Origin of the sequence: Lentzea indica (assembly GCF_012184385.1) — a bacterium.
In the GTDB taxonomy this organism is placed as follows: domain Bacteria; phylum Actinomycetota; class Actinomycetes; order Mycobacteriales; family Pseudonocardiaceae; genus Lentzea; species Lentzea indica.
On sequence record NZ_VSRL01000053.1, the window covers coordinates 1 to 12,063 of the forward strand.

Annotated in this window: 16 protein-coding genes; 9 read left to right on the forward strand and 7 right to left on the reverse strand. The window is 68.5% G+C overall.

The genetic code is table 11. The annotated features are described in order from the left end of the window. The 4 genes from FXN61_RS16920 to FXN61_RS50745 all read right to left on the reverse strand — a co-directional run. Positions 1–991, reverse strand: a 991-nt coding sequence (locus FXN61_RS16920; protein ID WP_223165479.1) for an MFS transporter, incomplete at its 3' end; no start/stop codon positions are given. Beyond that, positions 991–2,556, reverse strand: coding sequence for an FAD-dependent monooxygenase (locus FXN61_RS16925; protein ID WP_167975038.1), 1,566 nt, complete (start codon positions 2,554–2,556; stop codon positions 991–993). The genes FXN61_RS16920 and FXN61_RS16925, both read right to left, overlap by 1 nt. Further along, entirely contained in the window at positions 2,549–3,562 is a 1,014-nt protein-coding gene (locus FXN61_RS16930; RefSeq protein ID WP_223165480.1) for a metal-dependent hydrolase family protein, read from the reverse strand. The genes FXN61_RS16925 and FXN61_RS16930 overlap by 8 nt, the downstream gene beginning before the upstream one ends. Further along, a complete protein-coding gene (locus tag FXN61_RS50745) occupies positions 3,562–3,816 on the reverse strand; it encodes a hypothetical protein (RefSeq protein ID WP_223165481.1) in 255 nt (84 codons plus the stop codon). The genes FXN61_RS16930 and FXN61_RS50745 overlap by 1 nt, the downstream gene beginning before the upstream one ends. A 71-nt stretch (positions 3,817–3,887) precedes the next feature. Between FXN61_RS50745 and FXN61_RS16935 the strand changes: the two genes are divergently transcribed. After that, on the forward strand, positions 3,888–4,898 hold the full coding sequence (locus tag FXN61_RS16935) for an Lrp/AsnC family transcriptional regulator (protein ID WP_167975040.1): 1,011 nt from the start codon (positions 3,888–3,890) through the stop codon (positions 4,896–4,898). Between the two features lie 37 nt (positions 4,899–4,935). Next, positions 4,936–5,277: a hypothetical protein gene (locus FXN61_RS16940; RefSeq protein ID WP_167975042.1), complete on the forward strand. Its 342-nt coding sequence runs from the start codon at positions 4,936–4,938 to the stop codon at positions 5,275–5,277. Positions 5,278–5,300: 23 nt separating this feature from the next. Here FXN61_RS16940 and FXN61_RS16945 read toward each other — a convergent pair whose 3' ends face one another. Continuing rightward, complete coding sequence (locus FXN61_RS16945; RefSeq protein WP_167975044.1) at positions 5,301–5,801, reverse strand: DUF6225 family protein; 501 nt, start codon at positions 5,799–5,801, stop codon at positions 5,301–5,303. A gap of 143 nt (positions 5,802–5,944) precedes the next feature. Here FXN61_RS16945 and FXN61_RS16950 point away from each other — a divergent pair, with 143 nt between their 5' ends. The 6 genes from FXN61_RS16950 (at position 5,945) to FXN61_RS16975 (ending at position 10,951) form a co-directional block, all read left to right on the forward strand. Next, complete coding sequence (locus FXN61_RS16950) at positions 5,945–6,217, forward strand: hypothetical protein (protein ID WP_167975046.1); 273 nt, start codon at positions 5,945–5,947, stop codon at positions 6,215–6,217. A 100-nt stretch (positions 6,218–6,317) separates the two neighbouring features. Beyond that, positions 6,318–6,596: an STAS domain-containing protein gene (locus FXN61_RS16955; RefSeq protein ID WP_167975048.1), complete on the forward strand. Its 279-nt coding sequence runs from the start codon at positions 6,318–6,320 to the stop codon at positions 6,594–6,596. Between the two features lie 98 nt (positions 6,597–6,694). Then, complete coding sequence (locus tag FXN61_RS16960) at positions 6,695–7,507, forward strand: SAM-dependent methyltransferase (RefSeq protein ID WP_167975050.1); 813 nt, start codon at positions 6,695–6,697, stop codon at positions 7,505–7,507. A gap of 91 nt (positions 7,508–7,598) precedes the next feature. Further along, positions 7,599–9,197 (forward strand): SpoIIE family protein phosphatase, encoded by a 1,599-nt coding sequence (locus FXN61_RS16965; RefSeq protein ID WP_167975051.1) that lies wholly within the window; start codon positions 7,599–7,601, stop codon positions 9,195–9,197. Between the two features lie 90 nt (positions 9,198–9,287). Beyond that, the gene (locus FXN61_RS16970; RefSeq protein WP_167975052.1) at positions 9,288–10,361 is read left to right on the forward strand and encodes a CapA family protein; all 1,074 of its coding nucleotides are present in this window, start codon (positions 9,288–9,290) and stop codon (positions 10,359–10,361) included. Between the two features lie 137 nt (positions 10,362–10,498). Next, positions 10,499–10,951 (forward strand): Hsp20/alpha crystallin family protein, encoded by a 453-nt coding sequence (locus FXN61_RS16975; RefSeq protein ID WP_167975053.1) that lies wholly within the window; start codon positions 10,499–10,501, stop codon positions 10,949–10,951. Between the two features lie 158 nt (positions 10,952–11,109). On the opposite strand, the gene FXN61_RS16980 is transcribed toward FXN61_RS16975, so the two are convergent. Together FXN61_RS16980 and FXN61_RS16985 are read right to left on the reverse strand one after the other, a co-directional pair. Next, positions 11,110–11,295: a hypothetical protein gene (locus FXN61_RS16980; protein ID WP_223165482.1), complete on the reverse strand. Its 186-nt coding sequence runs from the start codon at positions 11,293–11,295 to the stop codon at positions 11,110–11,112. A 105-nt stretch (positions 11,296–11,400) separates the two neighbouring features. Further along, entirely contained in the window at positions 11,401–11,643 is a 243-nt protein-coding gene (locus FXN61_RS16985) for a hypothetical protein (RefSeq protein ID WP_167975055.1), read from the reverse strand. Between the two features lie 86 nt (positions 11,644–11,729). Between FXN61_RS16985 and FXN61_RS16990 the strand changes: the two genes are divergently transcribed. Next, positions 11,730–12,002 (forward strand): DUF3040 domain-containing protein, encoded by a 273-nt coding sequence (locus FXN61_RS16990; RefSeq protein WP_167975056.1) that lies wholly within the window; start codon positions 11,730–11,732, stop codon positions 12,000–12,002. Positions 12,003–12,063: the final 61 nt, after the last annotated feature.

The window sequence follows — 12,063 nt, forward strand, 5'->3', positions numbered from 1 at the left end:
GTCCGATGCGCGGCGCGAGTGCCCCGGCGAGCGTGCCGCCGAGCACGATCCCGATCGCCGGTATGCCGTAGAGCATGCCCAGTGCTCCCTCGGCGGCGAGCCCGTACCCGAGTCCCTCGTCGGCCGACACGTCGGCGAGGAGGCTGAACAACTGGAGCATGCTCTGGTAGGCACCGGTGCCGAGGACGACCACTCCGAGTGTGAGCATCAGCGGCCTGCTGAGGTTGGTGATGTCCACGACCGGGTCGGGTTTGCGGTGTGCCAGCCTGATCCAGCAGCCCAGCGTCACCGCGCCCGTGAGGAGGATCAGCAACGGGATCGCGCCGGTCCAGCCGAGATCCCCGCCGAGACTGACATAGGTGACCACGGCCGCGATTCCGCCGCCGAGGAGGAGTGCGCCCGCGACGTCGATCCGGCCCGGTGTCCTGACCACGGACTCGGGCAGGAAGAACCGGACGAGGAGCGCCCCGACAGCAGCGAAGACCGCCGACACGACGAACACGATCCGGTAGCCGTACGCCTGCGACAGCGTCTCGAACAGGAACGGGAACCCGATGCCGAACACCGCGTTCCCAGTGGTCACGATGCCGGTGACGATCATCCCCATCCGGGTGTCGCAAATGTCCCGGACAACGCCGACCGTGAGGAACAGTGACGCGACGGCCGCGCCCTGGATGACGCGTCCGAGGACGAACATCCAGAGGCTGGGCGCGATCATGCACACCAGCGCACCGGTGCCGGCCAGGATCAGCGTCCACACGAGCACCTTGCGCTTGCCGTGGACGTCGGCGGTTCTTCCCAGCAGGGGCGCCCACATGGCACCGGCGAGCAGTGCGCTCGCGTTGAGCCAGGCCGGCTGGTCGGCGCCGAAGTGCTCGAGCATCTGGGGAAGCACGATGAGCGGAGCCGTGATGACGGTGTCGACCATGACGTTGACCAGGATCAGGATCGCCACCTGAGCGACGAGGCGCTTGTTCCACTGCGTTTGCATCAGGAGGGCCTCACCTGGGTGCCGACGGACCGGAACGGCGCCAGGTGTTCGATGACGTCCATCTCCCGGTCGGCGGGGACGCGGGCGATGAGATGGCCGTCGGTCCTGATGAGGATCAGCTCACCGGGATGCGGCTGGTAGACGCGCTCGAACTCGCCTTGTGTGTCCACAATGGAGTAATCGGACGTGGAGCCGATGCGGTGGACGTGCAAATGGGTCGGCTTGGCGTTGTCGAAGACGACCGGGCCGGTGTGCTCGTAGGCGATCAGCGACCAGTGCGGTCCGCGCAGGAGGTCGAACAGGTCGCCGCTGAAGTCCTTGCCGCGCAGGCCACTGACGTTCGGTGCCCGGTCGCCGGGGGCGGGCCAGGACGTGGTGTCACCGGGGTGGACGATCGGGCTGGTGGTGCGGTAGTGGATGCCCAGCCCGCTGTTCAGGTTTCCGTCGCCGATGTCGGCGAACGCCGAACCCAGCCCGTCCCCGCTGCCACGATCGGCCTGCGCCATGGCCCGGTTCATCTTCTCCGTGCTCATCGCCAGCACGGCGCGGGCGACCGGGATGCGTTCGGCGCCATAGGTGTCCAGCAGGCGCATCAGAGCGCCGTCGAGGACGCTGGTGATCTTCCAGCCGAGGTTGTAGGCGTCCTGGATGCCGGTGTTCATCCCCTGGCCACCCGCGGGTGAGTGGACGTGGGCGGCATCCCCGGCGAGCAGTACGCGACCGCTGCGGTAGTCCTCCACCATGCGGGTGTTGACCTGGTACACCGACAGCCAGGAAGCGCTTTCCAGCGTCACCTCGCCCGCGCGTTCGTCGAACAGCTGCTGGTAGAACTCGAGAGACGGGGTCTCTGCGGGCGCGCCGGGCAGCAGTGGGCTCTGGAACTGCCACAGGTCGTCGCCGAGCGGGGTGAGGCCGAGCATGCCGTGTTCCGACGGCCAGACGTGGATGTGGCCGCGGTCGAGACCCGGCACGGTGACGTCGCCGAGGTACCAGCGCTGTTCCTCGCGGGTCTCGCCGACCAGCGGCAACCCGGCGAGCTTGCGGGTCCGGCTCTTCCCGCCGTCGGCGCCGACGAGGAACCGGGCGCGCACGGTGCGGTCACCGTCGGGGGTACGCAGCGTGGCGGTGACGCTGTCGTCGTCCTGTGTGAGGCCGACCAGCTCCGTGCCGAACTCCACCTGCCCGCCGAGTTCGCCGAGTCGTTGCCGCAGTGCGTGTTCGACCTCGAACTGGCCGATCCACAGCACGTCCGGGTACGGGGTGTGGAACTTCTCGTCCGCCCGCACCGAGATCGACGGCTTGTCCACGACCGCACCGGACGGCTCGTGGAACCGCACGGGCAGATCGGCGACTCCGTGCCGCAGCACGTGGTCGACGGCGCCGAGGTCGTCGAGGACCTCGAGCGAGCGGGGCTGAATCGCCTTGGCGCGCGTGGCGGTGCCAGGCACCGGTTCCCGCTCGACGACGCGGTGCGCGACACCGCGACGGGGGAGGTCGCACGCCAGGGTCAGCCCGGTCGGTCCGGCCCCGACGATCAGGACGTTGGTGTCGAACTCCTCAGTCATGAGGTCCTTCCTGAATGTGTTGTGCGACAACGGGGAGCGTGTCCTTGCGTAGGACGCCCTGCTGCGCGACGACGACGACGTTCTCGGGCTTCGACAGCACTTCGATGTCCCGCAACGGGTCCTCCACGCAGATGACGAGATCGGCGAGCATGCCGGGCCGCAGCGTGCCCAGCCGGTCGTCGACGCCCATCAGGCGGGCGCTGTTCGACGTCGCGGCGCGGATGGCGTCCATCGGGCTCATGCCCAGTTCCACGAGGCACGACAGTTCGGTGAGGTTCTCGCCGTGCGGGGCGATGCCGGCGTCGGTTCCCGTGGCGATGTTCACCTTCCGCTCGATGGCGGCGGCGATGTTGTGTCTGGTGCGGTCACGCCAGCGCAGCTTCTTCTCGTAGCGCCACGGCGGGATGGTGCCCGGATCGAGTGGAGCGACCATTGTGGACAGTGTGGGGACGAGGAAGGCCCCGCGCTCGCCAAGCAGGTCGCACCCTTCGTCGTCGATGCCGAAGCCGTGCTCGACCGACCGGACGCCACCGCGGATCGCGGCGAGGATCCCGGCTCTGCCCTGAGCGTGCGCCGCGACCGGGCGACCGCCGTGGCGGCGCGCTTCGTCGACGATCGCCGCGATCTCCTCGTCGAGCAGGTCCTCGTCGTCGGGGTCGTCGGTCGCGCTGCTGATGCCGCCGGTGGTGCAGATCTTGATGACGTCGGCACCGGCACGCAGCATCAGCCGTGCCGCCTTCCGTGCCTCGCGCACGTCGTCGGCGAGCGCGCAGAAGTCGAAGCCGAGGTCCATCCCGCCGGGCAGCGTGCTGTCCGCATGCCCGCCGGTGTGGCTGATGATGCCGACGGCGACCTGCAGTCGCGGACCCACCAACAACCCGGTCGCGACGGCGTCGCGGAAGCCCGCGGGCAGTGCGCCGAGGTCGCGTGCGGAAGTGACACCGGATTCCAAGGTCCGCCGTAGCCGTTCGGTCGTCTGCAACATGCGGACGACCGGGTCCGTCATCAGCGCTTCCTCGACCATGGAACGTTCGGACGCATGCCGAGGTGGACGTGGCAGTCGAAGAGCCCAGGGAGCAGGGTGCCACCGCGGCCGTCGATCGTCCGGACACCGGGTGGTGCCGCGGGTGCGTGGTCTGCCGGGCCGGCGTAGACGATCCGGCCGTCGGCGTCCGCCTCGAGCACGGCGTCGGGCACCGCTGCCGGGCTGTCACCGTCGATCAGCGTGACGTTGTGCACGCGCAGAGCGGCCTTCTCCATGGCGCAGAAGCTATGGCTATCCTGCGAAGTGGCTCGGGCATTGCACGTTCTCGTCGGTAGCGGGGTACTTGGTGCAAGAAACCTACGACGAGCTCGACGTCGCTATCGTGGACGCCGTGCGGTCCGCGCCACGCGCGAGCTGGCGCGACCTGGCGCCGGTCCTGGGCGTCGACCCGGCGACCGTCGGCCGGCGGTGGTCGCGCATGCACTCCACCGGGGACGCCTGGGTCACCGTTCACCCGGCGGGCAGCGCGACACCCTCGTGTGCAGTGGTGGAGATCGACTGCACGCCTGGCCGTTCGGCCGAGGTGGCCGACGTGCTTGCCGCAGACGTGGAAGCCGCCACCGTCAAACTGACCTCCGGCGCGCGAGACATCCTCGTCCTGGCGCAGGCCCCCGATCTCGACGCGCTCTCCGCCTACCTGCTCGACCGTGTGGGCCGCGTCCCGGGGATCAGAGGCGTGCGCAGTCATCTCGCGACGCGGGCGACCCTGGAAGCCAGCCGGTGGCGGGAAGGCGCGCTGGATCCCGAGCAGCGCCGCCGCCTGCACGCCCGCGCCAAGAACCGCCTGGAGCAGCAGGACATGGGCCTAACGGCTGCGGACCACCGCATCATCCGCGCGCTGAACATCGATGGACGGATGTCGTTCGAGCGGCTCGCCGACCACGCGGGCATGGGCCCCGTCGCCGTCCGGCGCAGGCTGACCCGCCTGGAGGAGGCCGGGCTCGTCACGTTCCGCTGCGACACCTCCCGCCGCCTGTCCGGACAGGCCGTCGCCGCCGTCTACTTCGGCTCGATCGACGTCCGCGACCTCGAGGACGTCGAGGGCCGGATCCGTGCGCTGCAGGGGATCCGGGCAGCCAGCCTGGTGGCCGGACCGTACAACGTCATCATCGACGCCTGGCTCCGGTCGACCGCGGAAGCCCACGACCTCGAACGGAAGATGAGCCACGTGCTGCCCGGCCTGCGCGTGCAGGACCGGTCGGTGGTCCTGCGCACGATCAAACTGCTGGGCCGCATCCTCGACGCGGAAGGAAGATCGCTACGTTCCGTGCCACTACTGGCCGACACAACAGGCTGATCCAGAACCGCTTGATTTCCGCTGAGCAGAGTGGCGAGTGAGAGCTGTGTTGAGAAGTGGGATCGCCAGGCTTTTGTGCTACGTCGGGATCCCGGCGTCCATCGTGTTCGCCTTGCTCATGTACGCCGCTTCGCTGGTGGGCTCCTATGACGCCGGCAAGGACTGTGCGGCACGCCAGTCGGACAGCGGCGCGCGCAACGTCGACGTGACGAGGAGTTCCTTCCCGCCGAACGCGACTTGCGTGTTCGCGGACGGGGCAACCGAGAACCTGGTGCCGACGTCGTTCGCGGTGCTTCTCTGGGGCAGCATCGGCGGCTCTGTGGTGTGCGTCGCGGGAGCTGTCTTCTTCGAACGCAGGAGCGAGCGCCTCCACGGGTGAGGCCACCGCTCGATCGGGACGGATCACATCGCCCGGAAGGACGGGCGGTGCCGCAGGCCGCTGGGATGATCGAGCTTGATGGCGAACCGGTGGCCTGACTCGCCCGCGCAAAGCCCGGCCGCCACCACCCGCAGTTCCTGCACGCCCAGGTCGTCCGGCCCACACCTGGCCAGCGCCGCGATCACCGTCCGGTCCAGCACGCCTGCCAACGCCTCGCGCAACCGCCCGGCCGACCAACCCAGATCGGTGGACGGGAACTCCAGTTCGAGGTCGAACAGGATGTCTTCCTCGTCCGGACCCGCACCGACCACGACCATCTCGTGCGAGATCATCACGCTGCCCGCACACTGCGGCACCAGCGCCGTGGCCTCGAGGTCGTCCGGCACGCCGTCCAACGCGGTGCGCAACCGCCCCACCGGCCACGCCTCCACCCGATGATCGAACTCTTCCACACCCGTGGGGCTCTCTGGAGCGTGTCGCCTGCGCCGCGAGAACCACCATGTCGCCGACTTCACTGCACCCATGCCACCTATGCTGCGCACCCACGACGCTCCTGTCACGGGGCCAGGACAGCTGCAACGTCCACAATGGATGCCGCATCGTGTCGCTCCTGGGCCCGTCTTCCCTCCCGGTGTCGTGCCGGTGCGGTCGGGGAACTCTGACCGCTATGGATGCGAAGTCCGATCTGGTGATCTGGGTCCAGCCGGTGCTGGGTGAACCGTTCACCGTGGGAAGTGCCGAGTTCGAGTCGGTGGAAGCGGCCATCGAGCGGCTTCACCAAGCGCTGGAGGAGGGGGCCACCATGCACTTTTCGGCCGGTCGGCCGGACAGGGTGGAAGGACGTGCACGTTCAGCGCAGACGTTGGTCAACTTCAGGCATGTTCTGGCGGTCCGGGTGTGGACGAGTGATGCGGAAGTCGAGGACGCCCAGTACTTGTAGCGACGCGGCGTTGCCGGTTCGTCCTGGCCCGGATCAACCTGGATGCTGCAGGACAACGACCTGAGGTTGAGCGCCTGTTCGGGTTCAGCAGCGTGCTCGGATGGCCAGGGCACCCGCCGCGCTGGTGGTCGATCTGAGCCCGGTCACGTTCTTCGGCGCCGCCGGCGTGAACCTGCTGGTGCAGATGCGTGAGCAGGCAGATCGACGTGATGTCGCCTTCGCGGTCGTCGCCGGACAGCGGGCGGTCCTGAGGCCGTTGCGCGCCACCGACACCGACCGCGCGCTGCACTGCGTCCCGACGTTGCCCGAAGCCATGGCCGCCGTACGGCCCCACCGTCCAGTGACTACCGAAAGCAACATCGTCCGCCACGCGGTGTAGCGCCCGTGCGTGCACACCGGCGAAACCCGACGCGCTTCGAACACTCTCGCCGGTAGGGTCTGACAGCACTTCGAGGCTGCAGAGTGGAGAGTGGTGTCGTGACCGAGGGGCCAGTCGCACCGTCCAGTGACATCGACCTGACCCGTCCCAGCGCTGCCAGGGTCTACGACTACTACCTCGGTGGGGCGCACAACTTCGCCGTCGACCGCGAGATGGCACAGCAGGCGATCGCGATGTGGCCGGATCTGCCGCTGATCATGCAGGCCAACCGGGCGTTCCTGCGGCGTGCGGTGCGTTTCTGCGTCGCGCAGGGCATTCGGCAGTTCCTCGACCTCGGCTCGGGCATTCCCACCGTGGGCAACGTGCACGAAGCCGCCCGGCGAGCCGTTCCGGACGCTCGGGTCGTGTACGTGGACAGCGACCCGATCGCCGTCACCCACAGCCGCAACATCCTCGACGGCGACGAGCTCACCGCGGTGGTCCACGCCGACCTGCGCCATCCGGACACGATCCTGAGCCACCCCGACGTGCGGTCGCTGCTTGACCTGGACCAGCCGATCGCGGTCATGATGGTGGCGGTACTGCACTTCGTGCCCGACAGCGACGATCCAGCCAAGATCATCGCGAGCTACCGCGACGCGATGGCACCCGGCAGCTTCCTCGTCGTCTCCCACGCCAGCCAGGACGGTCAACCGGTGAAGGCCGGCTCGCACCAGGACCTCTACCGCCGTACGCCGACGCCGATGACCATGCGGTCCCGGCCTGAGGTGACCGCACTGTTCGACGGTTTCGATCTCGTTGACCCCGGAGTGGTTTTCCTCCCGTTGTGGCGCCCCGAGTCGCTCGACGACGTCGACGAGCACCCTGAGCGGTTCACCGGTCTTGCCGCGGTGGGCCGCAAACCGCGGTAGCCCACCGGCAACCACCAAACGATCAGGTGGTTCGCCCCAACTCGACACGATCGGCGGTGTGCACGGGTGCGGCGTGTGGTTGGCTGCTGGCGTGCGTCCTGACCCGGCGACCGGCCCCATGTCCGGGGACGGTGTCGCTCCTGGCCCCGAAGACGAGCGGCTGCTCCGCACTGTGCTGGACGATGCCCCGCTCGGATTCGCGGTGTTCGACGACGCGTTGCACTACGTCTACGTGAACAACTATCACGCGGCGCTGCACGACATGGCGGCGAGCCAGCTGGTGGGCAGGCCGATCTCCGGCGTGCACACGACCGATCTTGTACGTGCTGTCCAGGACCGGGTGCGGCACGTGCTGCGCACCGGCGAGGTGGACCACGACGTCGAACTCGATCTGTCCACTCCGGACGAGGACCTGCACCTGCTCGTCAACCGGTTCCCGTTGCGTGGCCGGACCGGGTCCGTCGTCGGTGTCGCCGTGACCGTGCAGGACGTGACCCAGCTGAGGAAGCTCGCCGCGCTCGAGACCGAAGGTGCGTACAGGCACGCTCAGGTCGATCTGGTTCACCGGCTGGAACAGGCACAGCGCATCGGCGGGCTGGGCTCGTGGGAGATCGACCTGGCGACCGGCAGGGTGCGGTGGTCCCGGCAGATGTGCGCGATCGCCGGTGTCGATCACACACCTGATGCCGAGGCGGCGTTCGCCATGGTGCACCCGGACGACCAGGAGATCGCCCGGCAGTACCACGAAGCGCTCAGCGCCGGCTGCCCGGCAGGCGCGGAGATCCGGATGATCCGGCCGGATGGCGTCACGATCAGCGTGATCAGCGCGGGAGAACCCGTGCTCGACGACACCGGCGCCGTGGTCAGGGTGCAAGGAACCGCGCTGGACAAGACCGCGCAACGCGCCGCCGAAGACGCTGCTCGCTGTGCTCGCGCCGAGGCCGAGGCGGCGCGAGCAGGCCGACGCGTCGACCGCGACGCCCTCGTCCGTCTCCAGCACGCGCTGTTGCCCGCGTCGATCCCGGAGATCCCCGGTGTGAGCATGAGCGTCGCCTATGAGCCCGCCGACTGCCTGGCCGGTATCGGCGGGGACTTCTACGACTGCTTCGCTCTCGGGGACGGCTTGTTCGGGTTCGTCATCGGCGATGTCGCCGGCCACGACGTCGAAGCCGCGACGACCATGGGGCAGATCCGGGCAGGCGTGCACGCGTACGCGCTGGAGGACGGTTCCCCTGGTTCGGTGTTGCGGCGGCTCAACCGGCTCGTGCTCGCCGACGCGAACCTCGCGATGACCACGATGATGTTCGGTACCTACCGCCAAGGCGACCGCCTGCTCACCTACAGCAACGCGGGTCATCCGAAACCCGTGCTGTGCCGGAACGGACGCGCGCAACCGCTGGACCATCCCCACGGCCCCGCGCTCGGCGCGGTCACCCGCGACTGCGCCTACCCCGAGGCCACGCTGAATCTGCTGCCCGGCGACGTCATGCTCTGGTACACCGACGGGCTCGTGGAACGCCGGAACACCGACGTCGACGCCATGGTCCGGCACCTGTGCGAACTGCTCACCGCCGATGTCGCGGTCGAGAAACTGCCGTCCTACCTGGTGGCCCACATCGTCCGGGAGGAACAGGACGACGACATCTGCGTGTTCACCATCAGCGCCAACGCCATCACGCCGCCGGCCTGACGACCGGGTCAGGGCGTCGCCCGTGCGGGTACTCGGGTCTCATGGACCCGACAACAGTCCTCCCGCGGCAGCCCTGACAGGCACCCTGCCGTGACCACGGTGTTCCTCGCCGGCGACGTCGTGACCGGCCGCGGCGTCGACCAGATCCTGCCGCACCCCGGTGATCCGCGGCTGTGGGAGCCCGTGATGCGTGATGCCCGCGCCTACGTGGAACTGGCGGAGGCCGTCAACGGCCCGATCCCCCGTCCCGTCGACTGTTCCTGGCCATGGGGTGACGCCCTGGCCGTGCTGAACGACGCAGCACCCGACGCCCGCGTGATCAACCTGGAAACCTCCATCACCCACAGCGCCGCCATCGACACGCGCAAGCGGGTGCACTACCGAATGACGCCCGAGAACATCGGATGCCTGACCGCAGCCCGGCCGGACGTGTGTTCCGTTGCCAACAACCACGTCCTGGACTTCGGCCGCGGTGGTCTGCGGGACACCCTCGACGCACTGGCCGTGGCGCGGATCAAGGCCGCGGGAGCCGGCCACGACGCGCACGAGGCGGGCAGTCCCGCGATCGTTCCTGTCAGTACGGGCAGTGTGGTCGTGTTCTCCTTCGCCGACACGTCCAGCGGCGTTCCTCGGGACTGGGCCGCGACGGGGACGCGGCCCGGCGTCGCCCTGCTGCCCGACCTGTCCCCCGCCACCGCCGACGCGGTCGCCGCCAGGGTGCGGCAGGTCAAGCGACCCGGCGACGTCGTCATCGTGTCGGTGCATTGGGGTGCCAACTGGGGTTACCACGTTCCCGCCGACCAGGTCCGCTTCGCGCACCGGCTGCTCGACGCCGGGGTGGATGTTCTGCACGGCCACTCGTCCCACCATCCCCGTCGGATCGAGGTCCACCACGGCAAGCTCGTGCTCTACGGCTGCGGTGATCTGATCAACGACTACGAGGGCATCCCCGGATTCGACAGGTATCGAGCCGATCTTCGCCTGCTGTGCTTCGCCTCGGTCGACCCCGGCACGGGCGAGCTGACCGCGTTGCGCATGACACCGCTGCGGGCCCGGCGCATGCGCCTGCACCACGCCTCCCGCGAGGAGGCCGAACACCTGCGAGGTGTCCTCGGCTCACGAGTCCACCTCGTTGAGGGGAATGAGCTCCATCTCCAGCTCTGACAAGTTGCGTGGTGCTCTCGCTCGGACGAGCCGCTGTGGCTGGCGCGCCCGTCCCTGCGCACGGCCGGCTCTACCGGGGCGTTTCGCACCGGACAGAGGGGTACCCAGGCAATGAAGCCACGACACAGGGAGCAGAAATGACATTGCCTGCTCAGCGGCCGGGCCGCCAGCTCTCGCGGTGGGACCCGTTCCGCGAATTCGAAGACCTGTACACCCAGATGGGCCGGTTGTGGGACCGCACCTTCAACACCGACACGCCGACGGCAGGAAACTGGTCGCCGCTGGCTGACGTGTGCGAGACCGGCGACTCCTACGTCGTCGAGATCGACGTGCCCGGTGTCAAGCGCGAAGACATCTCCGTGCAGCTGACCGGCAACGACCTGGTGGTGAGCGGAGAGCTGAAGGAAACCGAGCGTGAAGGCATGTTCCGCCGGCGGACGCGGCGCACCGGCTCGTTCGAGTACCGGACGAATCTGCCGGCGGACGTCCGGACGGACGACATCGACGCGCACCTGCACGACGGCGTGCTGACGCTGCGCATTCCGAAGGCGGAGGCCGCACAACCAAGGAAGATCGAGATCAAGGACTGACCGTGACAGCCGGCGTTCGCCCGCCTGCGGGCGTCAGCGAGCGCCGTACCAGCCGGTCACCGGCAGATCCGGTCGAGGTGGACAGCCGGCGCAGGTAGTGCCGCCACAGCTCGGCGGTCAACCGTGCGTCGGCCAGAGCACGGTGCGCAGATCCGTTGTCACCAATGCCCGCTGCCGCGTGGCGCACTGTCCACATCGTCCGTGGTGACGCCGTGCACCCACGCGAGCACCGGGTTCTCGCCGAGCGACAGGCGCCGATACGACTCGCGGCCTTCCTCGAGGAGCCGCTGAGCAGCAGCGTCCAAATAGGACGGTACATCGTCAGCCTCGTACCACCAGCACATCTGGCGGCGTATCTCGGAGCCAGGAGAGGTAGCCGCTGATCGAGTGGTAGGCGGGCCAGTAGGGCATCCCGCGACCGACGTGATCCACGTTCGTGCAACTGACCTTCAGAGCGGGTCGATGCTCTCCGGCATCTGGTCGGTGCCCCACAACTGTTCCGGCACTTGACCGACGTAGATCATCCCGTCCTGCACGGAGTAACGTCCGATTTGGACGGTCGTGCCGTGCGGAACCCAGACCGATGCCCCAGACCACCGGCGAGTGGCCATGGGCGCGGGCGTGATCGATGCGGCTGTGGTGGGATGGCCCTGTGCGGCGATCTTGCGGCGGAAGCGATCCAAGAACCCCACAGGCGTGCCACTCCCCTTTGTTTGCGGGAGGACCGACCGGGTATCCCCCACGGAAACGGCCATGTACGAGACAGCTGGAGCAGGCCATGCTCAGTCGTCACGAACAACAGCAGCTCGCGGAGATCGAACGCCAGTTCACCGCGTCGGATCCCGCCCTCGCCGGCCTGCTGAGCAAGGGCCCGAGTTCGGTGCGGACCCGCCGCCGCAAGCTCGCGGTACTGGCTGTCAGCCTGCTTGGAGCGCTCCTCATTCTCTTGGGCGCGGCCGTGGCGGCCTTCTCGCTGATCTTCTTCGGCGTCGTCGCACTCCTGACTTGCGCGGGCGTGCACGTGTGGAACCACCGTGCCGACGAACCCTGACCACCGAGGTCGGTAGATCCAGTTCGGCCTCCGCCATCACCACAAGCTGCTGGTGACCCAA

Excerpts from the sequence above, each read along its gene's own strand:
- FXN61_RS16925 (WP_167975038.1), bottom strand. The coding sequence starts at position 2,556 with ATGACTGAGGAGTTCGACACCAACGTCCTGATCGTCGGGGCCGGACCG.
- FXN61_RS16930 (WP_223165480.1), bottom strand. The coding sequence starts at position 3,562 with ATGACGGACCCGGTCGTCCGCATGTTGCAGACGACCGAACGGCTACGG.
- FXN61_RS50745 (WP_223165481.1), bottom strand. The coding sequence starts at position 3,816 with ATGGAGAAGGCCGCTCTGCGCGTGCACAACGTCACGCTGATCGACGGT.
- FXN61_RS16945 (WP_167975044.1), bottom strand. The coding sequence starts at position 5,801 with ATGGGTGCAGTGAAGTCGGCGACATGGTGGTTCTCGCGGCGCAGGCGA.
- FXN61_RS16950 (WP_167975046.1), top strand. The coding sequence starts at position 5,945 with ATGGATGCGAAGTCCGATCTGGTGATCTGGGTCCAGCCGGTGCTGGGT.
- FXN61_RS16955 (WP_167975048.1), top strand. The coding sequence starts at position 6,318 with ATGGCCAGGGCACCCGCCGCGCTGGTGGTCGATCTGAGCCCGGTCACG.
- FXN61_RS16975 (WP_167975053.1), top strand. The coding sequence starts at position 10,499 with ATGACATTGCCTGCTCAGCGGCCGGGCCGCCAGCTCTCGCGGTGGGAC.
- FXN61_RS16980 (WP_223165482.1), bottom strand. The coding sequence starts at position 11,295 with ATGTGCTGGTGGTACGAGGCTGACGATGTACCGTCCTATTTGGACGCT.
- FXN61_RS16990 (WP_167975056.1), top strand. The coding sequence starts at position 11,730 with ATGCTCAGTCGTCACGAACAACAGCAGCTCGCGGAGATCGAACGCCAG.